This is a genomic window from Paraburkholderia sp. CHISQ3, from assembly GCF_030464945.1.
Lineage (GTDB): Bacteria > Pseudomonadota > Gammaproteobacteria > Burkholderiales > Burkholderiaceae > Paraburkholderia > Paraburkholderia megapolitana.
Genome location: NZ_JALPRG010000003.1, coordinates 282,072 through 306,337 on the forward strand (window position 1 = coordinate 282,072; position 24,266 = coordinate 306,337).

Annotated in this window: 18 protein-coding genes; 14 read left to right on the forward strand and 4 right to left on the reverse strand. The window is 63.6% G+C overall.

Annotation, left to right across the window (positions count from 1 at the left end; translation table 11 throughout):
• The first annotated feature begins 1 nt into the window (after position 1).
• From M0D65_RS08300 to M0D65_RS08325, 6 genes are read left to right on the forward strand one after another with little or no spacing between them, the layout of a single operon-like run.
• Complete coding sequence (locus tag M0D65_RS08300) at positions 2–652, forward strand: SctK family type III secretion system sorting platform protein (protein ID WP_266252228.1); 651 nt, start codon at positions 2–4, stop codon at positions 650–652.
• Positions 634–1,248, forward strand: a complete 615-nt coding sequence (gene sctL, locus M0D65_RS08305; RefSeq protein ID WP_266252229.1) for a type III secretion system stator protein SctL — start codon at positions 634–636, stop codon at positions 1,246–1,248. The genes M0D65_RS08300 and sctL overlap by 19 nt, the downstream gene beginning before the upstream one ends.
• Positions 1,245–2,672, forward strand: coding sequence for a FliI/YscN family ATPase (locus tag M0D65_RS08310; protein WP_266252230.1), 1,428 nt, complete (start codon positions 1,245–1,247; stop codon positions 2,670–2,672). The genes sctL and M0D65_RS08310 overlap by 4 nt, the downstream gene beginning before the upstream one ends.
• On the forward strand, positions 2,644–3,207 hold the full coding sequence (locus M0D65_RS08315) for a hypothetical protein (RefSeq protein ID WP_266252231.1): 564 nt from the start codon (positions 2,644–2,646) through the stop codon (positions 3,205–3,207). Before M0D65_RS08310 ends, M0D65_RS08315 begins: the two co-directional genes overlap by 29 nt.
• Positions 3,191–3,982 carry a type III secretion system export apparatus subunit SctT gene (gene sctT, locus M0D65_RS08320; protein ID WP_266252513.1) on the forward strand — a complete coding sequence of 264 codons (792 nt, stop codon included), beginning with the start codon at positions 3,191–3,193 and terminating at the stop codon, positions 3,980–3,982. Before M0D65_RS08315 ends, sctT begins: the two co-directional genes overlap by 17 nt.
• Positions 3,983–3,999: 17 nt before the next feature.
• On the forward strand, positions 4,000–5,091 hold the full coding sequence (locus M0D65_RS08325; protein WP_266252232.1) for an EscU/YscU/HrcU family type III secretion system export apparatus switch protein: 1,092 nt from the start codon (positions 4,000–4,002) through the stop codon (positions 5,089–5,091).
• A 24-nt stretch (positions 5,092–5,115) separates the two neighbouring features.
• Here M0D65_RS08325 and M0D65_RS08330 read toward each other — a convergent pair whose 3' ends face one another.
• Together M0D65_RS08330 and M0D65_RS08335 are read right to left on the reverse strand one after the other, a co-directional pair.
• On the reverse strand, positions 5,116–5,946 hold the full coding sequence (locus tag M0D65_RS08330) for a LuxR family transcriptional regulator (RefSeq protein WP_266252233.1): 831 nt from the start codon (positions 5,944–5,946) through the stop codon (positions 5,116–5,118).
• 221 nt (positions 5,947–6,167) lie between these two features.
• Complete coding sequence (locus M0D65_RS08335) at positions 6,168–7,100, reverse strand: LysR family transcriptional regulator (protein WP_266252234.1); 933 nt, start codon at positions 7,098–7,100, stop codon at positions 6,168–6,170.
• A 347-nt stretch (positions 7,101–7,447) separates the two neighbouring features.
• Between M0D65_RS08335 and M0D65_RS08340 the strand changes: the two genes are divergently transcribed.
• The 3 genes from M0D65_RS08340 to M0D65_RS08350 all read left to right on the forward strand — a co-directional run bounded on the left by M0D65_RS08340 (position 7,448) and on the right by M0D65_RS08350 (position 13,267).
• Positions 7,448–8,218 (forward strand): putative hydro-lyase, encoded by a 771-nt coding sequence (locus tag M0D65_RS08340; RefSeq protein ID WP_266252235.1) that lies wholly within the window; start codon positions 7,448–7,450, stop codon positions 8,216–8,218.
• Positions 8,219–8,317: 99 nt separating this feature from the next.
• Positions 8,318–9,553 carry an MFS transporter gene (locus M0D65_RS08345; RefSeq protein ID WP_266252514.1) on the forward strand — a complete coding sequence of 412 codons (1,236 nt, stop codon included), beginning with the start codon at positions 8,318–8,320 and terminating at the stop codon, positions 9,551–9,553.
• 36 nt (positions 9,554–9,589) lie between these two features.
• Positions 9,590–13,267, forward strand: a complete 3,678-nt coding sequence (locus tag M0D65_RS08350; RefSeq protein WP_266252236.1) for a hydantoinase B/oxoprolinase family protein — start codon at positions 9,590–9,592, stop codon at positions 13,265–13,267.
• Positions 13,268–13,354: 87 nt separating this feature from the next.
• On the opposite strand, the gene M0D65_RS08355 is transcribed toward M0D65_RS08350, so the two are convergent.
• On the reverse strand, positions 13,355–13,807 hold the full coding sequence (locus M0D65_RS08355; protein ID WP_266252237.1) for a mobile mystery protein A: 453 nt from the start codon (positions 13,805–13,807) through the stop codon (positions 13,355–13,357).
• 335 nt (positions 13,808–14,142) lie between these two features.
• Between M0D65_RS08355 and M0D65_RS08360 the strand changes: the two genes are divergently transcribed.
• The 3 genes from M0D65_RS08360 to M0D65_RS08370 are packed head-to-tail and all read left to right on the forward strand — an operon-like array spanning position 14,143 to position 16,544.
• Positions 14,143–14,484 (forward strand): PadR family transcriptional regulator, encoded by a 342-nt coding sequence (locus M0D65_RS08360; RefSeq protein WP_091006928.1) that lies wholly within the window; start codon positions 14,143–14,145, stop codon positions 14,482–14,484.
• The gene (locus M0D65_RS08365) at positions 14,481–15,686 is read left to right on the forward strand and encodes a DUF1700 domain-containing protein (protein ID WP_266252238.1); all 1,206 of its coding nucleotides are present in this window, start codon (positions 14,481–14,483) and stop codon (positions 15,684–15,686) included. Before M0D65_RS08360 ends, M0D65_RS08365 begins: the two co-directional genes overlap by 4 nt.
• 60 nt (positions 15,687–15,746) lie before the next feature.
• Positions 15,747–16,544, forward strand: a complete 798-nt coding sequence (locus M0D65_RS08370) for a BPSS1780 family membrane protein (RefSeq protein ID WP_266252239.1) — start codon at positions 15,747–15,749, stop codon at positions 16,542–16,544.
• Positions 16,545–16,622: 78 nt separating this feature from the next.
• Here the strand turns inward: M0D65_RS08370 and M0D65_RS08375 are convergent, their stop codons facing one another.
• A complete protein-coding gene (locus M0D65_RS08375; RefSeq protein ID WP_266252240.1) occupies positions 16,623–19,910 on the reverse strand; it encodes an autotransporter outer membrane beta-barrel domain-containing protein in 3,288 nt (1,095 codons plus the stop codon).
• Between the two features lie 181 nt (positions 19,911–20,091).
• Here M0D65_RS08375 and M0D65_RS08380 point away from each other — a divergent pair, with 181 nt between their 5' ends.
• Both M0D65_RS08380 and M0D65_RS08385 read left to right on the forward strand, forming a co-directional pair.
• Positions 20,092–21,141 carry an aldo/keto reductase gene (locus M0D65_RS08380; protein WP_091008765.1) on the forward strand — a complete coding sequence of 350 codons (1,050 nt, stop codon included), beginning with the start codon at positions 20,092–20,094 and terminating at the stop codon, positions 21,139–21,141.
• A gap of 498 nt (positions 21,142–21,639) precedes the next feature.
• Positions 21,640–24,204, forward strand: coding sequence for a di-heme oxidoredictase family protein (locus tag M0D65_RS08385; protein WP_266252241.1), 2,565 nt, complete (start codon positions 21,640–21,642; stop codon positions 24,202–24,204).
• Positions 24,205–24,266 lie beyond the last annotated feature (62 nt).

The window sequence follows — 24,266 nt, forward strand, 5'->3', positions numbered from 1 at the left end:
CATGCACGAAGCGCGGATGCAGCGGCTCGCGGTCGAATTCAATCTGCGTCCCGACTGCTATATCGGTGCGGACTGGCTGCCCGACGAATGGCCGGCGCGCTATCGCGACCTCGCCGCGTTCGGCGCGCGTGGTCGCGCGGTGCTGGCCACGGCGCTGCTCGCGCGGCTGGGACCCGGCGCGCCGCCGGCGTTCGCGTTCGGCAGTCGCACCGCGCGCCTTGCCTTGCTCGACCGCGCCGCGCTCGCGACGCTCGGCGCGTATTGCGGGCTGATGCTGCACCGTGCGTGGCTGCGCGATGCGGCGAACTGGCGCACGCACCCGGCGCTCGTCGATGCGTTCGGACATAGCGCGATGCCGTTCGTGCTGAACCGCGCGCCGCCGTTCGATGCGATCCGCGAAACGCTCGAGCCGTATCGTCGCGCGCCGCAGGAAGCAGTCGAGGTGATCCGGCGGCGCGGTTGCCGGCTGCTGTTCGACTTCATCGTGGCCGAGCACGCCCAGGTCGCGGCGCGCCTCGCACTCAAGTTTCCGCGCACGCTGTCGAATGAGCCGTCGTACGGATTGAACACGCAGCACCGGCAGCATCTGGCGGAGCTGATTTTCCTGTGCCTGATACCGGAGAGATTCGCGCAATGGGACTGGCTTTTCTGATCACGAGCGAAAACCTGCAGATCCTCTCGGAGCGCAAGGTACTCCGGCAGCACGAGTATTCCGCGCTGCTCGATGCGGGTTCGCTCGTGTCGACCGCACAGGCCGAGCGCGCGCGGATTCTCGAGGATGCCGAGAAGGTCTTCGAACAGAAGCGCAGCGAAGGGCATGCGCGTGGGCTCGAGGAGGGCCGCCAGGAATACGCGCAGAAGGCCTGCGGCGCCGCGCTCGATGCGGCACGCACGCTCGATGCGTTGCGCGAAACGATGGCGAAGATCGTCGTCAAGGCGGTTCGGCAGATGGTCGGCTCCGTCGATCAGCGCACCGTGCTCGAACAGTCGCTGCGGCGCATCGACGCGCTGGTGCGCGAGGAACCGATGCTGGTGCTGCGGGTGCCGCCGGAGCAGCGCGAAGCGGCTACGGAAGCGTTAGCGCGGGCGTGGCCGGACCGCGCCGCGTCGCACGCGGTGCGGGTGCTGCCCGACGACACGCTGCACGCCGACCAGTGCGTGATCGAAACCGCATCGGGCAGCATCGATGCCGGGCTCGATGCGCAACTCGAGGCGCTTGCCGCCGCGATCCGGCAGCGCGGATCATGAGCAGCGCCGACGACCTCGCCGGCCGCCTCGAACGCTTCGCGGGCGAATTCGGCCAGCTTGCGGAGAGCTTCGACAGCGATGCCGCGCAACGCGCGCTTGCCGACGAACTGGAACACGGCGTCGATGTGTTCAACCCGGTGCGGATGCGCGGCCGCGTGAGTCATGCCGTGGGGCTGCTCGTCAACGCGTCCGGGCTGCATGCGAAGCTCGGCGAAATCTGCGAACTGCGCACGCCGGGCGAGCTGTCGATGCTCGCCGAGGTGGTCGGCTTCGCACGACAGACCACGCTGCTCACACCGCTCGGTGCGACGAGCGGACTATCGCCGTCAACCGAAGTCATTCCGTCGGGCCGCGGCCATCGCTTTGCGGTCGGTAACGCGTTGCGCTCGCGCGTGCTGAACGGGCTCGGCGCGCCGCTCGACGAGCGCGGCGAAGTGCCTGGCGCGGTATTCGTGCCGGCCCACAACGAGCCGATCAATCCGTTGCGCCGCCGCACGATCGATACCTCGCTCGCGACCGGCGTGCGTGTGATCGACACGCTGCTGACGGTCGGCGTCGGCCAGCGGATCGGCGTGTTTGCGCCTTCGGGTGTGGGCAAGAGCACGCTGCTCGGCATGATCGCGCGCGGCACGCCCTGCGATGTGATCGTGATCGGTCTGGTCGGCGAGCGCGGCCGCGAAGTGCGCGAGTTCATCGAGCACAACCTGTCGCCCGAGGCGCGCGAGAAAACGGTGATCGTCGCATCGACATCGGACCGGCCCGCGATGGAGCGCGTCAAGTCCGCGCATGTAGCGACCGCGATCGCCGAATACTTCCGCGATCAGGGGTTGTCCGTCCTGCTGCTGATCGATTCGCTGACGCGCTTCGCCCGCGCGCAGCGCGAGGTGGGTCTCGCGTCCGGCGAACCGCCGACGCGCCGCAGCTTTCCCCCGTCGACGTTCTCGGTGCTGCCGCAATTGCTTGAGCGCGCGGGGCAGGGCGAGCGTGGTTCGATCACGGCGTTCTACACGGTACTCGTCGAAGGCGACGAAGAGACCGATCCGATTGCCGAAGAAGTCCGCTCGATTGTCGACGGCCATATCGTGCTGTCGCGCAAGGTGGCGAGCGCCAACCGTTATCCGGCGATCGACGTGCTGGCGAGCCTGTCGCGCGTGATGTCGCAAGTGGTGGCCTCGCCGCATCGCGCGGCGGCGGCGCAGGTGCGCTCGCTGCTGTCGCGTTACCAGGACATCGAACTGCTGGTGCAGATCGGCGAATATCGTGCGGGCGCGGATCCGCTTGCCGACGCCGCGCTGGCCGCAAAGCCCGAGCTCGACACATTTTTTACGCAGCCGTCGCACGCGCTCGAACCCTTCGACGCGAGCGTGAACGCGCTAATCGAACTGGCACGACGTCATGGACTCGACCATCACGCGAACGCTTGACGCGTTGCGCCGCGTGCGCGACGCGCGGCAGCGCAAGGCGGCGATCGAAAAGGTGCGCCAGGAGCGGGTGGCCGCGCGGACCGCGCAGGACGTCGTCGATGCGCAGACACGCATGATGCGCGAAATCGCGGCGCGCCTTGCGCTGGCGCAACGTATCGATCGCGATTCGGGCAGCAGCGCCGTCACGCCGCGCTCGCTCGCGGACATGTTCTTCGAGGACATGTCGCGCACGCGCGCCGCCGGTCTCGCGCGGCTCGACGTGATGCGCGCCGGCGAGGTACATCGCCGCGAAGAAGCGACGCTCGACGAACTGCGGCAGCAACTGGGCCGCGCGCAAGCCAACCTCGACAAGATCGACCGGGTGGCCGGCGAAGTGGACCGCGCGGCACAGCGACGCGCCGACGCGCGCGAGGACGACGAGGCGGATGCCGCGGCGCTGCGCGGACGGGGCCATGCGGCAGGCACGGCAGGTGAGCCGGTCACGCCGCACGCAGCCCATGCAGCTTCACAGAGGCGCGATGGCAATCGGTCATGACGACATCGTGGCGTTGCAGGCCGCGGTGCATCCGGTGCTGCTCGTGATGCCGCGTCTGTTGCCGATGATGCTGATCATGCCGATCTTCAACGCGCAGATCATGACGCCGATGGCGCGCAACGGTCTGATCGTCGTGCTCGCCGTCTTCACCGCACCGCTGATCGACTACTCGACGATGGTCGACGTGCCGTACGGGATGTGGCTCGTGCTGTGCGCGAAGGAGATGCTGATCGGCGTGCTGCTCGGCTTCGCGTTCAGCGCGATGCTATGGGCGATAGGAAACGTCGGGCATCTGATCGACTTCCAGACCGGCTCGGGGAATTTCGCGTTCTTCGATCCGGTGGCGGGCGATCAGAGCGGACCCACGGCGGTGTTCCTGAATCTGCTCGCGTGCACGCTGTTCGTCACCGGCGGCGGCTTGCACGTGATGCTCGACATGCTTTTCCAGTCGTATCGTTTGTGGCCGGTCGCGTCGTTGCTGCCGGATTCGCAGCGACTGATGCAGGAGTTCGCGCTGCGTGCGACCGATTCGATCATGCAGGCGAGCGTGAAACTCGCGGCGCCCGTGATCATTGTGCTGGTGCTGGTCGAACTCGGTTTGAGCCTGATCGGGCGTTCGGTCACTCAGCTGAACGTGTTCCTGATTTCGCAACCGGTGAAGGGCGTGATCGCGCTCCTGATGATGGCGTTGTTCCTTTACTTCGTGTATGGCTCGCTGCACGCGTATCTCGGGCCCGACGGGCCGCTGTTCGCGTTGCTGCGTGCGACGCTTTAGTGGCGCTTGAGTCGAGCTTGAGCACCGTTTCAACGTGCTGGCTCGCGGCGAGTTTCAAGGGAGTTCCGGCGATGGCCGAGAAGAATCATCCGGCGACTGCGCGCAGGCTGCGCGAAGCGCGCCGCAAGGGCGAGGTCGCGCGCAGTGGCGATGTCATCACGACCGTGCAGTTCATCGTGCTGCTCGCCTTGATCGCCGGTGTGGCGCCGCTAGGCATCGGCCTGTTGCATGGGCTGATGGATGTCGCCCAGCAGGTGATCGCCGCGCGCGACCCCGGCGCGCGGCTCGCGGTGCTGCTCGTCGCGGTACGTCATGTGCTGCTGATCAGCGTGTTGTCGCTGAGCGGTGCGGTACTGCTGGCCGGCGTGATCGCGGGCATCGTTCAGGTGGGCGGTATCGTCGCATGGGCGCGCCTCACGCCGCAGATATCGCGGCTCAATCCGGCGGCCGGACTGAAGCGCATCGTTTCGATGCGCGCGCTGATCGATCTCGCGAAGGCCGTCGGTAAGGCGCTGGCAATCGGCTTGATCCTGTATGCGGTGATTCGCGGTTCGATCGGCGCGGCGGTCGAGGCCGGCTTCACACCGCCCGCGCAGATTCTCGCGCTGATGGGGCGGCTGCTGTCATTGCTGTTCGGCTGGGCGGCGGTTATCTACGCGATCATCGCGGGGCTCGATTTCGTGCATCAACGCTGGGAGTTCGCGCGTAATCACCGCATGAGCACTGAAGAACTGCGGCGCGAACATCGCGAGATGGAGGGCGATCCGCAGGTTTCGTCGCGGCGCTCGCAACTCGCGCGCGAGGCGCAGTTCGCTTCGATGCAGGACGTGCTGCGCGGGGCTTCGGTGGTGATCTATTCGGCGCGTGTAGCGGTGGCGCTGCACTATGCGGGCGAACCGACGTTGCCGCGGGTCATCGCGCGCGGCGAGGGCGAAGCCGCCGAGCGTATCCGTACGATCGCGCAGGAACTGCTGCGGCCGGCCGTGGCGAATACCGGGCTCGCCGAAAAGCTGTACGAGCAGATTCCGCTCGGGCTTTACATCGATCGCGGGCTCTTTCGCGAGGTAGCCGATGCGCTGCGCTGGGCCGGTGGCGGCGAAGTGGGATGAGCGTCGCGTGGTCAGGCGGCGCGCTCAGTCGTCAAGCAGACGACCGGCAATGTACGCGAGCTGCACGCGGTTCTGCGCGTTGTAGATCTTCTTCAGCTGGCGCAGGTGATAGCGCACGTTGTGCGGCGACATCACGAGTTTCTCGGCCATCTCGCGGTCGCTGATGCCTTGCGTGACGAAGCGCAGGATCGCGCGTTGCGCTTCGCTCAGGCGCTCGCCGGATGGCACCGGCAGCAGATGCCGAGCACGCGCTTCGATGAACGCATGAATCGCCGTGCCGATCGCGTAGGCGGCGCCGAGGGTGGTGTCGACGATCCATGCGCGGCCGTGCTGCGCGCTCGACAGCATCACGATGCTGTGTTCGAGCGGATGGGCGGTCGCGACGCCGAAGCTCACGCCGCTGTTCAGACCATGCTGCTGGGCCACCGAGACGAAACGTCGCGCGAACGTCTCGCAGCGCGGTGCGAGCGTGCCGCTGAACAACGTATCGAGGTCCCACGCCGCGGGCCATTCGACGCAGGCCGTAATGCCCGGCCGCGGATCGATCTGGAAGAAGTCTTCCTGCGCATACCGCGCCGGCCAGCCGGGCGGCGAGTAGGTATCGAACCACGCGCAGCGGCTGATGAATTCACCGATGCGCAGCACGCGGCAATAGCACAGCGAGTCGAAGCCCGCCGCGCGCAATGCCGTGCGGACCAGTTGCTGACGGGTGGCGCTGTCGGGGGCCGCCGCCAGATGTTGCGCGAGCTGGCCGAACAGACGGTCGCCCGGTTCGGGGGCCGTGCCGGTGCGACCGTTCAGGTCGGCATCGCCGAACGTGATGAACCGTGTGCCTTCTTCGTCCGTGTCGTTCATCGCACCTGATCGGATCGCGCGGGTTGTGCGCGGGTTGCGTCTGACAGGCCGGCACGCAACGCAGCGTTGCGCAAGCCGGCTTATCCAGTGTGATCGGCCATGCTACTAGCATCGCATGCGGTTTATCGAAGGCAATCTCGTAGTTTTTATGGTGGATGTGCCGTCGAGTTACGTGTTTTTCACTGATGCAGCGCTTGCGCTGTTCTCATACCGCGAGATTGCTAGAGCCCTTCCAGAAACTCCTTCTTGATCGATCTGGTGTACGACGTACAGGCAATTCGCGCAGCGTTAGCCGCTGCGTCGACCATCACGCTGGCGTCGACCGGTTTGCATAGCGATACGATGATTGGTGGCGGGACCGGCTTGAGCGGCAACTCGACGAATTCGCCGCTCTGGAGTTCCTTGGCCACGAAGAGCCCCGGAATTCCTGCTACGCCATAGCCGTCGCGCACCAGTTGAACGATCGCGGCGACCGACGGCGAGCAGGTAATCCGCGTCTGCTCCGGGCGCATGTTTTCCTGGCGCGCCAGCGTGTGCACGATGCTTTCCAGCGCGATCTGCGGGGCGGTGCCGCGGCCAAACGTGACGATCGGGCGTTGCAGGACGCTAAGCGCGAGTCCTGTCGCGCGGCGCGGCAACAGTCCACGTCGGGCGATCCAGCGGACCGGGTAACTGGCTATCGCACTCGAAGCAATCTTGCTGCTGTCGATGCCTTCCACGCGAATCACCAGATCGAGTTCGCCGCTCAGCAGACGGCGCTGCAATACCGAGCTTGAGTCGACGGTGAGATCGACATCGAGCTTGGGATAGTTCGCATTCAGATACGTGATGTAAACCGAGAGCCAGCTATGAACCACGGTTTCGATCACCCCGAGCCGCAGCTTGCCGCCGACGACGACTTCCTGACCCGCCGCCTCACGCAACGCACGGGCCGCTTCCACAACGTTTCGCGCCGGGCCGAGCAGGCTCTGTCCCGACGTCGTCAAACGGAATGTCTGCGAGCTGCGGTCGATCAGTTCGGTCTTCAGTTCGTCTTCTAGCGACTTGATACGCAGCGAAATGGTCGCGGGCGTGGAGTGCAGGACGCGCGCCGTTGCCCGGAAACTTTCCAGTTCGGCGAGCTTGACGAAGGTTTCGAGGAAGCGGGTATTCATGGGAGCTTCAACCTTTGTGGAGCTTTGTGGAGAGCGAATCGACACAAGGAGGAATTATTAACGCCGCCAAAAAAGCGCGTTCACCTGATTGAATCTTTTTGAGCCTTGGCGATGAGCAGACGGGACGTTTTCCGCGCGCTGCCGGTTGCACAGAAAACCTCCTTATACAAGGCTGTACAGCCTGTTTTAACGGCTACTGAGCCAGCCACGCGATGCCGTGGCATTAGTAAAAACCCGCACGATTCCGTTAAGAAAAACCTAACACAGGCGAGCGAAATAACTCGCTGGCGTCGTCTTTATTGCGACTCTACTCTTCAATGCATCGAACGTGAGAGGGGCTCGACGCCATGCCACATCATTTCCGCCAGCAAGTCCGCAGCAAGCGTTTTACCGGTCCGACGGCCGGTCAGTGTGGCGAGTTCGCCCAGGCCAACCTCGCCATCATCCCGAGCCTCTACGCCGAGGATTTCCTGCGTTTTTGCGTACGCAACCCGAAGGCTTGCCCGCTGCTCGGCGTAGGCGAACCCGGGCAATGGAACGTGCCGGCACTCGGTCGCGATCTCGACGTCTGCACCGATGTGCCCGGCTATAACGTGTATCGCGAAGGCGTGCTGTGCGAGCAGCCCGACGACATCGTCGACCTCTGGCGCGACGACCTGGTGGTCTTCGCCATCGGTTGCTCGTTTTCATTCGAGCAGATGATGGCGCGCGAACGTATCCCGTTGCGCCATATCGATGAGGGCGTCAACGTGCCGATGTACCGCACGAATATCGCCAACCAGATGGCCGGACCGTTCGGCGGCCAGCTGGTCGTGTCGATGCGCCCGATGAGCGGCGCGGACGCGATCCGCGCCATTCAGATCACGAGCCGGTTCCCTTCGGTGCATGGCGCGCCCGTGCATCTGGGCAGCCCGGCCGCACTCGGCATCGAAGACCTGATGCAGCCGCATTACGGCGACAGCGTCTCGGTGCATGAGCATGAAATCCCCGTGTTCTGGGCGTGCGGTGTGACGCCGCAAAGCGCCATCGAAAGCGCACGTCTGCCGTTCGCAATCGCGCATCGACCCGGTCATATGTTGATGACCGATATCCCCAACTCATCGCTTGCTGTGCTCTGAGCACCGGCTCAGGCTACCTGGAGACAAGGCATGAATACCGAAGCACACTTTGCGGGCACGCCAGCCGAGACGCCATCGAGCGAACCTGAGAGCGGCGGCATGTTCGGCTGGTACCGGCACACGACGAAAAACGAACGACGTGCGTTCTGGAGTTGCAAGCTTGGCTACGGGCTCGACGCCATGGACACACAGTTTCTGAGCTTCGTGATCCCGACGCTGATCGCAACGTGGGGGCTCACGAAGGGCGAGGCGGGCCTGATCGGTACCGTCACGCTGCTGACCTCGGCGCTCGGCGGCTGGGTGGCCGGCATTCTGTCGGACCGGATCGGTCGTGTGAAGACGCTGCAGATCACGATCGTCTGGTTCGCTTTCTTCACGCTGCTCTGTGGGCTTGCGCAGAACTACACACAGTTGCTGGTCGCGCGCGGTCTGATGGGTTTTGGTTTTGGCGGCGAGTGGACGGCGGGCGCCGTGCTGATCGGTGAAGTGATCCGGCCGCGCGATCGCGGCAAGGCAGTCGGCATGGTGCAGGCGGGATGGGCGATCGGTTGGGCGGTCGCGGCCGGGCTCTATACGCTGGTGTTTTCTTTCGTACCGGCTGACATGGCGTGGCGCGTGCTGTTTGCAATCGGAATTCTGCCCGCGCCGTTCGTGATCCTGATCCGGCGTCTTGTCGACGAACCCGAAGTCCACAAGCAGCAGAAGCAGCGCGAGCTTGAAGCCGGCGGACGCAGTTCGTTCCTCGAAATCTTCGGCCCCGGTGTCTGGTCGACCACGCTGCGCACGGCCATTCTCGCAACCGGCACGCAGGGCGGGTATTACGCGATCACCACGTGGCTGCCGACTTACCTCAAGACCGAACAGCACCTTAGTGTGGTCGGCACAGGCGGCTATCTTGCCGTCGTGATCGCCGGGTCGTATGCCGGGTATCTGTATGGCGCATTTCTCAGCGACCGGATCGGCAGGAAGCTCACGTTCATGCTCTATGCGCTGGCTTCCATGACCATCGCGCTCGTCTATACCCGCGTACCGATGAGCAACACCTTGCTTCTGCTGCTCGGCTTCCCACTCGGGTTTTTTGCCTCGGGGATATTTTCCGGCATGGGCGCGTTCATGACCGAACTGTTTCCCACTCGCATCCGCGGTTCGGGTCAGGGTTTTTGCTACAACTTCGGCCGCGCCGTCGGTGCGACCTTTCCGTTCCTGATCGGTTATGTGGCGCAGAAAATGCCGCTGGGCATCGCGATTGGAACGTTTGCCGCTGCCGCGTATGGCGTGGTGATCCTCGCTGCGTTGACGCTGCCCGAGACGCGCGGCGCGAAACTGGTCTCCTAAGTTATCCCTCGTACTCTCGCAACTGGACTCGATCTCATGAAGCAGGCCGCCCTCAAATCCGTTCCTCAAGACCGCCGCTGGCAATTCTGGATCGACCGTGGAGGCACGTTCACCGATATCGTCGCGCGTCGCCCCGATGGGCGCATCGTCACGCACAAGCTGTTGTCGGAGAACCCCGAGCGGTACCGCGATTCGGCTGTGCACGGCATTCGTGAACTGCTCGGCATCGGTCGCGATGAAGCCGTGCCCGCGGAGTTGATCGATAGCGTCCGGATGGGCACGACCGTCGCGACGAATGCGCTGCTCGAACGCAAGGGCGCGTCGACCGTGCTCGCCATTACGAAAGGTTTTGCCGATGCGCTGCGGGTCGCGTATCAAAGCCGGCCGAAGCTGTTCGTGCGCAATATCGTCTTGCCGACGCTGCTGTACGAGCAGGTTGTCGAGATCGATGAACGGATCGGGGCGCGCGGGGAAGTGGTGCGCGAACTCGATGTCGGGCAGGCACGCGTGGCGTTGCAAGGCGCCTTCGACAACGGCATTCGTTCATGCGCAATCGTGCTGATGCACGGCTACGCTTATCCCTTGCACGAAAGCAGGCTCAAGGAACTCGCGGAGCAGATCGGCTTCACGCAGATCTCGGTCAGTCACGAAGTCAGCCCATTGATGAAGCTGATCTCGCGCGGCGACACGACCGTGGTCGATGCGTATCTCTCGCCGATTTTGCGTCGCTACGTCCGGCAGGTCGAGAGCGATCTCGGCGCGGTGCCGTTGCAGTTCATGCAGAGCAACGGCGGTCTCACCGACGCCCATCGCTTCCAGGGCAAGGACGCGATTCTGTCGGGGCCGGCGGGCGGCATCGTGGGTGCTGCGCAGGTGGCGAGGCTGGCGGGCTTCGACAAGATCATCGGTTTCGATATGGGCGGCACGTCGACCGACGTCACGCACTACGCCGGCGAATACGAACGGGAGTTCGCGACGGAAGTGGCAGGCGTGCGCATCCGTGCGCCGATGATGAAGATTCACACCGTCGCGGCGGGTGGCGGTTCGATCTGCAGCTTCGACGGTGCGCGCTTTCGCGTCGGACCGGAAAGCGCGGGCGCCAATCCCGGGCCGGCGTCATACCGGCGCGGCGGCCCGTTGAGCGTCACCGACTGCAACGTGATGACAGGCAAGATCAGCGCGCGCTGGTTCCCGCGCGTATTCGGCCCGGACGGCGACCTGCCGCTCGACGATCAGGTCGTGCAGCGCAAGTTCTCCGACATGGCCTCGGCGGTGGAAGCTGCGACCGGGATCGCGCGCAGCCCCGAAGCCATCGCCGATGGATTCCTGAGGATCGCCGTCGAGAACATGGCTAATGCGATCAAGCAGATTTCGGTGCAACGCGGCTACGACGTGACGAAGTACACGCTGGCGTGTTTCGGCGGTGCGGGCGGTCAGCATGCGTGTCTCGTCGCCGATGCGCTGGGGATGAAGCGGGTTTTCATCCATCCGCTCGCGGGCGTGCTGTCGGCCTACGGCATGGGTCTGGCCGATGTGCGCGCACTGCGGCAGCAGGCGGTCGAAAGGCGGCTCGACGCGCAAGCGCTCGCCGAGTGCGACTGCCTGTACGAACCACTGGAAGCCGCCACACGAAACGAAGTCGCCGAACAACGTATTCCCCCTGGCAGCATCGCGTTGCGGCACACGTTGCATATCAAATACGACGGCACGGATACGGCGCTCGAAGTCGACTTCTCGATGGAACCGGCGGCCATCGTTGCAACGTTCGAGACCGCGTACCGCACCCGTTACGGCTTCCTGATGCCGAACAAGGCGCTCGTCATCGAGGCCATCGCGGTCGAGGCAATCGGCCGTACTCAGGATGCCGGCGAAGAACAGTGGCCGCTCGCGGACCATGCATCGGTGCATCCCGAGGTGCTCGCGACCACGCGCATTTTCTCGGGCGGCGAATGGCACGATACGCCGGTCTACGATCGCGATGCGCTGGCGCCCGGCGCGCGCATCGATGGGCCGGCCATCGTCAACGAGCGCACCGGGACGACGGTGATCGAACCGGGGTGGCAGGTGGTCGTGAGCGGGCACAATCATCTCGTCGTCGAGCGAACGACGGCGCTCGTCAACCGTCATGCAGCGGGTACGCAGGCAGACCCCGTGCTGCTCGAAGTGTTCAATAACCTGTTCATGTCGATTGCCGAGCAGATGGGCGTTGCGCTTGCGAACACCTCCTACTCGGTCAACATCAAGGAGCGTCTCGACTTTTCCTGTGCGCTGTTCGATGCCGGCGGCAACCTGATCGCCAACGCACCGCATATGCCGGTGCATCTCGGGTCGATGGGAGAGAGCGTGCAGACGATCATCGAGCGGCGCGCCGGGACGATGCAGGCCGGCGATGTCTACGTACTCAACGCGCCCTACGCGGGTGGTACACACTTGCCGGATGTGACTGTCATCATGCCGGTGTTCGTCGATGGCGGTACGGTGCCGGCTTTCTATGTGGCGGCGCGCGGGCATCATGCGGATATCGGCGGCATCACGCCAGGCTCCATGCCGCCTGATTCCACGCACGTGGACCAGGAAGGCGTGTTGCTCGACAACATTCAACTCGTCGCGCAAGGGCGTTTTCTCGAGCGGGAGATCAGCGACATCCTGAGCGCCGGTCCGTATCCCGTGCGCAACGTGGAGCAGAATCTGGCCGATCTGCGCGCGCAGGTCGCCGCATGTACGAAGGGCGCGCAGGAGCTCGAACGGATGTGCGCGCAGTTTGGCCTCGATGTCGTGTGCGCGTATATGCAGCACGTGCAGGACAACGCGGAAGAAGTCGTGCGGCGCACGCTGACCGTGTTGAACGACGGCCGCTTCGAATATGCGCTCGACGACGGCGCGAAGATCGCGGTGTCGGTATCGATCGATCGCGAGACGCGCTCGGCCGTGATCGACTTCGCGGGCACGAGTGCACAACAGCCGAACAACTACAACGCGCCGTCGTCGATCTGCAAGGCGGCCGTGCTGTATGTTTTCCGCACGCTGGTCGACGACGATATTCCGCTGAACGCCGGTTGCCTGAAGCCGCTGGAGATTCGCATCCCGGCGGGATCGATGCTGAATCCCAACTACCCGGCAGCGGTCGTGGCGGGCAATGTCGAGACCTCGCAGGTCGTCACCGATGCGCTGTACGGCGCGCTCGGCGTGGTGGCAGCCGCTCAAGGCACGATGAACAACTTCACGTTCGGCAACGAGCAGTTCCAGTACTACGAGACGATTTGCGGCGGCGCGGGAGCGGGTCCCGATTTCGACGGGTGCAGCGCTGTGCAGACGCATATGACGAACTCACGCCTGACCGACCCTGAGGTACTCGAATGGCGCTTCCCTGTGCGGCTCGACGATTTCCGTCTGCGACACGGCAGCGGTGGGGCGGGGCTGCGTCGCGGCGGCGACGGCACGGAGCGACGAATCCGTTTCCTCGAACCGATGACAGCGGGAATCCTGTCCAACCGGCGGCTTGTCGCGCCGTTCGGTCTTGCGGGCGGCAAGAGCGGTGCGGTCGGTGTGAACTGGGTTGAGCGGGCGGGGCGGAGCGAGCGCGAGCTGTTCGGTGCGCGGCATGAGACGCAGATGAATCGCGACGATGTTTTTGTGATTCAGACGCCGGGTGGGGGTGGGTATGGCGAAGCGGTGACATTGCGGCCAGGATGTTCTTCGGCTCCCGGTTATTAAGCGCGCGCTGTGTGGTCAGGTGCGTCGGTATGAGTCCGGCGATTTCGTCGGAGCGGGAGGGGTTTGCCCCTCCCGCTCGTCAAAAATCTATCGCCATAGTGCCGACCATCGACCCCGAAGCAACGTTTCCGTGCGCTGCTCGACCTGTTTCTGGAGGCGAGCAGTATCTGGGCGCTGGTCCTCCAGACTCATGGTGTGCGCTACCGCGCCGACCTCTTGCAGCGCAATAGCGCCAGCCCGCTCCGCGACTACCTGGGTGAGCGGCTTCCGGGGCACCAACGCGTAGACCAGCTCGCAGTCCAACCCCTCCGCCAGTTTGCGCAATTGCCCAAGCGAGATTCGTTCATCGGCTTCCGCTTGCTCTGACTTGTGCAAGGTCGGGGCAGAGATACCGAGGCGCGCCGCCTGCTGTCGCTCGGTCAGGCCCAACGATTCTCGAATGAGCTTCAACCAGCCTCGCGGCGGCGCGCGATGCTTCGCCAGGTCGGCATACGCTTCGACCGATGCCTGGACTTGTTCAAGTCGGATCTGGTTCATCATGGCGTTCATCTGCTTGCCTATAGGCTAACGAAAAGTCCTGACATGGTAGCCGATAGGCAAGCACGAGCGTATGCCTCCATCTCGTGAACGGAAATAATCCTATCGGCGAGTCGCTTCAACGACGCCCCGCGAGACGCTGCCACAGCGTGCGAAGGAGCGCCGGGTGGGCCATTTTTTTCCCGCTTTTGCTCACCAACCCGTGCGTGCATAAAAAGGTACCTTGCATAAAACAGTAGCTGTTGCTACAGTACGGACATGACGCCGCGGGCCTTACTGCATTCTGTCATTGTGCATAGCAAGGTACTGGGCGGTGCACATTAGTGTAATGGAAATGAATGAAAACCCAGCTCAAGAAAGGAACGCTCGACATGTGCGTGCTTGCCGTCCTCGCCCGTGGTGACAGCTACGCGTACGAGCTCGTGTCGACGCTCTCCGAAACCATGGAAATCAGCGAAGGCACGATCTACCCGCTGATGCGCCGGCTGCAGGCCGAAGCATGGGTATCGACGTATTTCGTCGAATCCAGCTCGGGGCCGCCGCGCAAGTACTACTCGCTGACGTCGGTGGGACGCAAGAGCCTGACCGAGATGGAAGAGGAGTGGCGCAGTTTTGTCGATGAAGTCAACGGTGTACTCGGATTGCCGGGTGTGCCAACGGGAACAGGGGAAACGCAATGACGCAGGACGAATTCATCCAGAAGCTACGGCACGAACTGGGGAATTTTCCGAAGCAGGCCGTCGACGAAATCATCGCCGACTACCGCGAGTACTTCAGCGACGCGCTCGCCGCGGGCCGCAGCGAAGCCGAAGTCGTCGCCGCGCTCGGCGACCCGGTCAAGCTTGCTCGCGAACTGAAGGCGCAGGCTACGTTCCGGCAATGGGAAACGCGCCGCTCGTTCGGCAATCTGGTCCGCGTAGTGATGTCGATTGCCGGTCTCGGGCTGCTGCAGTTGCTGCTGCTCATCCCGTTCATGCTCTATCTGTTCATCCTGACGATCGGTTACGTGGCATCTGCCGGGTTGATGGTGGCGGGGCTGGTGACGGTGGTGGCGCTCGGTAGCCATCATCTGTTCGGCTGGCCGTCGTTCGATTCGCTCCCGTTCAGCTTCAGTAGCGGCAGCTCGCATGCGAGCCAGCCGGCGGGCAGCGTGAGCGTAGAAAAGAACGCCGCCCAGCAGACGAAGAGCAAGGATAGCGATGACGAGGATGACGACGATGCCGATAACTCCAATGACTCGAAAACCGATGCTCATCTTTTTATAAGCAATCTCAAGGATTTCAAGGTCGTCGGTGACCGCTTCGTGTTGCAGGTCCACTCGGGTGCGCGAATTTCGGTGGTCACGCGCGTGGGTCCGCTCGAACTGAAAAACGACGACGGCAAGCTCAAGGTCAACTCGGTCGGCGGTGCCAGCAGCCTGTTCACCGTAGAGCCGAATGGGGCGTGGTCGATCGCCCGCGCAGACGTCATCGCCCTCAATATGAAGAACGACGAGGATGACGAGCGCGTGTCGGTTGCACGCGTCGGGAGCGATCCGAAGTCATTGGCGTGGAGCCTTTCGGATGGCGACGACCATGTGTCCTTCGTAGAGGGCGGGTCCGACGGAAAAGCGCACCTGTCCCTGAAGAGCGGCTCGGATTCGGTCGTGATCGACAACGATCGCGTCGCGATCAAGAGCGACGACGACAACGTCATCATCGTCGGCCCGCATGGCTCCGGCATCGGCGCGATGGTTTACGGGTTCGCGATGCTGGTTGCCGGTGTCGTCGGACTATGGCTGTGCATGTGGTTGACGCGCATCACGTGGCGGGGTTTGGTCCGCTACGTACGCCGTCAGCTCGACCTCATTACGGCGCGACTCGACGAAGGGCAATCCACCTGAGCGAGCCGCGCATCACTCAACGATGTCTGTATCCCCCTTGCGATGAAAAAGGAAACGGTCATGAACACGCATTCCACAAGCAGCACGGTCAACGCAGTACGTCCCCAACGTTCCGCCGGGTTCGCCTTCCCGGGCAGCCGCGGTGTCCATCCGTCGCGTATCGTCGACTGGCTCGCAGAAGGATTCGGCCTCGTTCGCGCACGGCCGTTGCTGTGGGTCGCGGCGATCCTCGGTTGCGCCGATCTCGCGACACTGCTCGAACTCGTGCCGCCGCTGCGCCTGCTCGCAGCACTCGTCGTGCCGGTAATCGTCGCGGCACTGGTCTTGATGCAAGAGCGTTCGCACAATGCACGCCCCTGGTCGATCGGCGAAACGCTCACAGCGGTCAACGGGCATCGCAGCGCGCTCTTCACGATCGGGCTGTGCGGCATGGTCGTGGTCGGTCTCGGACATCTGATCTCGGTGGCCGCATTCCACACGACGGTCGCGACTTCGGTAGCGGCGAACGGCGTGCACAACCTGTCGATCGTCTACGGTGCGAATTACGGTGCAGCGAACATGCTCGAGCTGCTCGTGACCGTGCCGACGCTCATCATTGCCGCGGCGGTAGTGTGGTTTGCGCCGGCCCTCGTCGTGTTGCGCAACCTGTCGCCCTGGAACGCGATGATCGAGAGCCTGCATGCCGTGCTGCGTAACTGGCGCGTGGCTGCGGTCTACCTGCTCGCGATTGCTGCTGAAGTCCTGCTCGCGCCGGTCGTGCCGCCGCTCGTGCGCGGCGTGGTCGTGACGCCGCTGGTTGCCGCGCTGGTTGTGCTGACGATGTACGGCAGCTACCGCGATGTTTTCGCAGCACGGTAACGGGCGCTGACACGATGAGGTGATGGAGCAATGAGTCGACAGGTTCCGGGCCGGTTCCGGAGCCGCCGATCACACCGATCACCACGCCCAGCGCACACCCGCGTCTCCGAGCACCGTGCGTTGATGCGAACCGCCGAGATTGGTCTGCCAGTTCACCGTCGCATACACGCTCGCCGACTTACCGGTTTTCGCAACGACACCCGCGCCGATCTGTCCAGCGGTTTGACCGACCTGCGTACCGATCGCAGTTGCACCGCCGAACGTCGCGCTGTCGCTCGCACCGAACGAACGTAGCAGACTGATCCGCGCGTAGGGCTGCCAGTCGATGCCGGCACGATCGAAGTGAGCTTTCAGACGCACACCGAACCGGCCGACGAAGGTGTTGCCGTCGCTGAACGTGACGCTCGACACGCCGTCGTTCAGATCGTTGATCGACAGATGCTGCCACGTGATCTGCGCCTGCGGTTCGATCGTCAGCGTTGCGTTGAGCGGCACCGGCAAACCGGCTTCGATCGATCCGCTCACCGACGTACCGTGTGTCGTGGCACCGATGTTGTCGTTCGAGCGCGGATCGATGGTCAGCGTGCTGCCCATCAGCACCGTGTCCGTGTACCAGCCGCCGGGCCCGATATGCGTCCAGTAGCCACCGAGGCTGTAGGTGTTGATCGACAGATGGCCGGCGTCGAGATTCGGCGTGCCGAGCGCAAAGCCGGCCACGTCGCCGGTTGCCCGCGCGAAGCCGACGAAGAGGCCGTAGTGATTGCGATGGCCGCTCGCGGTCCGGTCCGCGTACAGGTCCTGGCCGGCCTGGGCGCCGTAGATCGAACCGTCGAACTGCGGGTTCACGGTGCCGCTTTCGCTCAGCACATCGTGACCGCCCCATGCGCGTGCCCACGCGGCCGGTACGGTGCCGCTTTCGTCGAGTAGCGACTGGTCGCCCTGGCGATCATGGAACGTATCGATCTGTAGCAGACCGAGCTGCCGGGCCACACCGGGAATCGCCGCGTACACCGGCACTTCCATCCGGTAGAGCGCTACCGGATCGGCACCGGGCGGCGGCGGCTCGGGCAGCGGCGGCGTGCCGATGGCCGGCGTCGGCGTTTCGGGCTCGGGTTCGCCGGGCGGGGGCGGTTCGGGTTGCGGCGCGACGGTGTTGCGCAGATACCAGTCGTTGCCGGTGCCGCTCGTCACGCCGCCTTTGGCAAGGTAGTAGCTGAACGCACCGGCCTCCACAGGCGCGGCGAGACTGAATGCGGTGCTGGTGGTCGTCGCACCGTTCGTCGCCTGCACGACCTCGATGCCGTTCGCGACCGTCTGCGCGCCGCCGCCACCGACATTGGTCACCTTCAGGGCGGTCGTACCGCCACCGGTGCCACCGTTGATCACCAGCTTGTCGGATGCGGCGCCGTCGCCGGCAACGACGGTATTCAGGCCGATCGTGCCGTTCTGGCCGGTGTAGTTGCCGTTCACGATCAACTGGTTGCCAACCCCCGCGCCGCCGATCTGCACGAGCGACGCATTGGTCAAGGCTCCGTTGATCGTGAAGCTGCCGTTCGCCGCGCCGCTAAACGACGGAATGCTCGCGAGCGCATTCGCGACGGCGATCGTCCCGTTGTTCGTTACCGGGCCGCTCACGCTGCCGTAGCCGCCGAGCGTCGCGCCCGCGGCAAGCGTTGCGCCGCCGTTGCCGGCGAGCGCGGCATTCGTGTGTGCGGCGTCGCCGATGGCGAGCGTGCCGGCTGCAACCGTAGTCGCACCGGTGTAGGTGCTGATGCCGGTCATCAGCAGGCTGCCGGCGCCGGCTTTGGTCAAGGCACCGTTGCCGGTGACCGGTTGCGCGAGTGTCGACGTGAGCGACTGCGTGTCGATCGTCCCGCCTCCCGTGGAGAGCGCAACCGGACGGCTCGCCGACAGATCGAAGCTCTGTGTGAGTTGCAGCGTGCCGCCGTTGAAGGTAAGGCCACCGGTTGCTGCGCCGAGCGCGTTGTCCGCGCCGATCGCAAGCGTGCCCCCGTCGATCGTCGTGCCGCCTGAGTACGTGTTGCCGCCGCTCGCCGCCGGTGCGAGCGTCAGCGTGCCTGCACCGGTCTTGTCGAGCGCGCCGGTGCCCGAGATCGATCCTGCATACGTGCCAGCCGCGTCCTGGGCGAGGCGCACGAGACCGTTGTCGGTGACGTTTTGCGGCAGATTCTGTGCATTGGCCTGCAGCGTCGCGCCCGCGTCGACCAGTGCCGCAGCCGAGGCGCCGAGCGTACCGGTCAGGTCGAGCGTGCCGGTCTGCACGTGCGCGAGTGTGAACGTGCCGCTGCCGGTCCAGTTCCACAGCGTGCCCTGCATCTGCAGTGTCTGGAAATTCGTGAATGCATTCGATGCCGTGCCGGTTCCTTGCAGGAACACGGTGTTCGACCCGTTGCCGCCGTCGGCCGCACCGTCGATCACCGAACCGGTTTGCAGGATCAGCGAATTGTTGCCGTTGCCCATCGAGATCGCGGTACCCACGCCGCTTTGCAGCAACCCGGCATTGATGACGGTCGTATTGCCGTTCAGCGTGCGGACCGCGGACGCGTTCTGGCTGATGATCCGGCCGCCTGCCTGGTTCTCGATCGTCGCCGTGAAGCTCGACCCGACGGTGTTCGAGAACACCGCATCGGCACCCGTGCCGGTGGCGCTGATCGTGCCGCTGTTGACCAACGTGTCGTTGTTGCCCTGCATGTAGGCGGCGGTGCTCGACGTCCCCGTGGTGCTCAGCGTGCCGCTGTTCGTGATTGAACCGCTGCCGCCAAGAATCGAAGCAGCGCGCGCGTTGCTGCCGGTTGTCGAAACAGAGCCGGTGTTGATCAGTGTGTTGTTCGACTGGCCAGTATTCGTCTGGCCCCAGGCAGCGCTCATGCCGTATGCATTCGGACCGGCTGTCGTGATGGTGCCGTGATTGGCTAGCGTGTTGCCGCTGCCGTTGGCCGCGATGCCGTCGTTGAATGCACCGCTTGTTGTGATCGTCGCGCCCGCGGCGTTGGTCAGCGTATTGTCGTTGTTGACCCCGAGCAGCACGGCGCCGCGCACGGTGCCCGAACCGCCACCTCCCGTCAGCGACAGCGTGCCGCTATTCGTCACCTGACTGCTGGTGTCGACATTGAAGACGGTGGCCGTTGTGCTGCGCACGAAACTGCCTGAGGTCGTCGCATCGGCGGCGATCGTGACGTTCGTGCTGCCGGTTGCCGCGGTTACCGGTTGCGTGACTGTGCCGCTGCAGGTAACGGACGCTCCGGTGCCGGGTGCGCTGCTGCTGCACGCGGCCATTGCTGCGGGAATACATGCTTTCGACAAGAGCACGAATCCGCCCACGCTAATTCCGAGTGACTTCTTCATCGTTATTGTCCTTGGGGGAGGGGAATAAGACGACGTGCACCAGAATGAGCGGGTTATACCATTTCTTGCAGGTGTCGGGGGATTGCTGCTGCCCGGTTCGCGGAAGGATTCTCATCGCTGCGCTATGCTGAACCTCGGTTTTCTTCGACTCTTCGACTCTTCGACGAAAGGGGTTCTGGCAATGCGATACAACCAGCTTGGCCGTACAGGCGTATTCGTTTCGGAACTGTGCCTCGGCACCATGACGTTCGGCGGTGGCGAGGGCATCTATCAGCACATTGGCAAGTTGCAGCAGGATGAGGCGGAACAGCTCGTCGGTCGGTCGCTCGATGCGGGCATCAATTTCATCGATACCGCCGACGTCTACGCGCAAGGTCTATCCGAGCAGATTACCGGGCAGGCCCTGAAGAACCTGAAGGTGCCGCGCGATCGCGTCGTGGTCGCGACCAAGGTGTTCGGCCCGACGGGAGATGCTCCGAATACGCGCGGAGCGTCGCGCTATCACATCATCGACGGCGTGAAAGCGAGTTTGAAGCGCCTGCAACTCGATCATGTCGATCTATACCAGATCCACGGCTTCGATCCCGCGACACCGATCGAAGAAACGGTACGCGCACTCGACACACTCGTGCAGCAAGGCCACGTGCGCTACGTCGGCGTGTCGAACTGGGCCGCATGGCAAATCGTGAAGGCGCTCGGTGTAGCGGAACGACACGGTCTTGCGCGCTTCGAAACGTTGCAGGCGTATTACACGCTCGCAGGTCGCGATCTCGAACGCGAACTGGTACCGATGTTGCGCAGCGAAGGTCTTGGCTTGATGGTGTGGAGTCCGCTGGCAGGCGGCTTGTTGAGCGGCAAGTACGGTCGCGAGCAGCAGGGCGAGGCGGGTAGCCGTCGCACGACGTTCGATTTTCCGCCGGTCCAGCGCGAACGCGCCTACGACTGTATCGATGCGATGCGTGTCATCGCCGATGCGAAGCAGGTGTCGGTTGCGCAGATCGCGCTTGCGTGGCTGCTGCATCAGCGCGTGGTGACGACGGTGATTGTCGGGGCGAAGAAAGTCGAGCAGCTCGACGACAACATCGCGGCAACGCAAGTCGAACTGAGCGCCGACGATCTCGCGAAACTCGATGCAGTCAGCACGCTACCCGCCGAGTATCCTGGCTGGATGCTCGCGCGCCAGGGCGACGCGCGGCGTGAACAGCTCGCAAAGGCACGACATCCGGATTGACGCGACAGAACGCCTGGCTTTCGCAAGGACGTGAGACGGTGCGAATTCCTGGATTCGCAACCGTCATGTCGGGACAAGCTCACGCGTTAATCGCGTGAGCTTGTCAAAGCACGATTGTGCTTTCAGTGTTGCCCCAGTTCAGCCACTAACACGCACTTCACATTCGTTTGTGAGGAACATGAGCGCATAAATATGCGTAATCGCACAATAGCGACGCTTCTAAAATACGCTGCCCCTTAGAGACATTGTAAAAGACCATCAAAAAGCAGCATAAGCCTTTCCGAGATCGATCAGCATATAAAAACCAATCGATTTATCCAGCGGGCATGGCGATATCCGACAAAACCTGGAGAATCGGTCGAGCATTTCCTATTACACAGGAAGTGGCCGTTAATTATCATGCGCCACGATCGCCCTTTACTAAAAAATTGATTCGCCTCATTAAATAAAAATCCCAATATCTGGATGCTCAATATTAACGAGTCCAAGGAGCGCATCTTGAAGCGAAATTTTCTCGACCGTCTACCACCATTCCGTCTAACCGCTAGTGCCTTAACGCTGCTCGCGGGCGCTACGTTGCTGACTGCGTGCGGCGGCGAATCAGGTTCTGACAGTGCCGGTTCCAGTAGCGAAAGTGCGCGGTCGGTGGTGGCCGCATCTGCCCATGAGCAGCCGGCGAATGCCGATCCGGTATCCGATCCGTCTTCAGAAAAACCTGCGGCATTCGTCCAGACGCCGGTTGTCTCGCCATCGACGGGATCAGCGAGACCACTCCCCCTGCTCACAACCTCGCCGTTGCCATTTCCGCATGACGGCGCGGGTCTCGTGCCGTTGTGGCCTGCATCGCAAGAGCCGATCGAATCGACCCAGTTCACGTTGCCGGACGGTACGCTCGTGACCCGCTTCGGTCTGGTCGGCCGCAACCGCCACGCGCGCGAGCGCGGCGAGACATGGAACGAAATCGGCTATGGGCCAAACGATACAGTCGATGCCAAAGGCAATCCCGTCGACAAGGGACCGGGCCACTACCTGGACTTCGTGAAGAACTACTTCAAGAACCGCACGTGGGGCGTCGAGATCATCGACAACAGCCACGTTGCCGGCGTGCTCCGTCCGACCTTGCGCATCAACAACTACTTCCAGGAAGCGCAGCGGGCGGGCGGCCGGTCATTCTTCCATCGCTTCGACAGCGCCAACGTCACGGGTTTCGGCTGGATGTCGCCAGGGAAGCTAAAAGATCAATCGCTGTATGGCGTCGACGCCGCTAATTGCCCGGTCGTGCCGAAACCGCCCAATGGGGCGCTACTCCACCCCGATACCGTTCTCAACGATGGTTGCAGCGCGACAGTGGATGGCTTTCCTGGTCACGACGCGCTCAGCTACGACGCCAACGGCGTGCTCGCACCGAGCAAGAGCGTTGCTGGCGCCACGCAGTTCTACGACTATGCGGTGACAAACGGCGTGACCGGCGTGCCTGTCGCCGGCCGGAATGTCCCGGGGCGCCCGCTGAAGATCGGTGATGCCGTCGAGGTCACGCAGGCCTTCTTTTCAACACCGGAAGCGATGCTCGCCGTGGGCGACGACGGGGCCTATCACTACTACACCACCGAACTGACCTACGTGGTCGGAACGGGCCTGCGCCCATGGTATGGCGTGCAGCCACGACTGAACAACGCGCCCTTGCCGGACGAGACGTTGCAGGGCGGCACCGGCTCGGTGTCGTACGACTACAGTGACGGCAGCGCGTTTATTTTTCAGCAGCAGCAAAACGACATCGGTATGCAGGACATGCAGCGCTTTGTCGAAGGACGACGGCTGCTCCATAGCAATATGACCACCGGCGAACACAACGAACCGGGCAACGATCGCGATACCGCGGTCGTAGGTCTGCAGGGGCCGAGTTTCAACCAGTCCTCGTGCTTTGCCTGTCACGTCAACAACGGCCGTAGTCCGGCACCGGCGCTGCCGAACCAGCGTCTGGACCAGATGGCCGTCCGAGCCGCGACGATCGATGCCCAGGGGCAGCAGTTACCCGATCCGTACTACGGCGTGACGGTGCAGATGAACGGCAACGGTGCCAACGGCAAGCCGGTGGACCTCGGTCACAGCGTACGTGTCGCGGGCTTCGATACGCACACTGTGTATCTGGCCGACGGGACGCCGGTCGAACTGCGCAAGCCCAGGTTGTCTTTCGATGGCCCGGTACCGCAAGTCGTTTCGCTGCGCGCGGCCCAGCCGATTATCGGCATGGGTTTGCTCGAAGCCATTCCCGAAGCCGACATACTGGCGCGCGTGCGAACGACACCCGACGAGGACGGCGTGAAAGGCCAGGCGAACTTCGTGTTCGATCCCGATAGCGGCGTTGTGCGCCTCGGCCGTTTCGGCTGGAAGGCGGGCAAGTTCAGCCTGCGTCATCAGGCCGCTTCCGCGCTGCTCGAAGACATGTCGGTTACCACGACGGTCTATCCAAGCCGCGCATGTCTGACTGGACCTGCCACATGCAAATCCGCGCCGGCCGACAAAGGCCTCGTCGGCGCGGACCTGCTGTCGATCTCGCGTTACCTCGCGCTCGTCGCGGTGCCGGCGCAGCGCAGCATCAAGAGCGGCTTTCCGAAGGGCGTATCGCCGTTGCCGTATCTCGACGTCGATCCGGTCAAGATCGCGGCCGGTGCCACTGTGTTTCAGACGTTGCGCTGCGCCAGTTGTCACGTCGCGCAGATGAAGACGGGTGCGGGCGACGAGTTCCAGGAGTTGCGCGACCAGACGATCAAGCCGTACACCGATCTGTTGCTGCACGACATGGGTCCGGGTCTCGCCGACAACTACGCCGAGGGCCTCGCGAGCGGGAACATGTGGCGCACACCGCCGCTGTGGGGCATCGGCTACACGGAGCGGGTGATGGGCAGCGCGGGCACGGTCGGTTATCTGCATGACGGACGTGCTCGGACGCTCACCGAGGCTGTGATGTGGCATGACGGCGAAGCCGCGCGTTCGCGAGAACGCTTTCTGGCGCTCTCTACGAACGATCGTCAGGCGTTGCTGGCGTTCCTGCAGTCGCTTTGATTGGCTTCAGGGATCGCGACCCGGGAGACTAAACCCGGGACGCTCAAACAACGCGACCACAC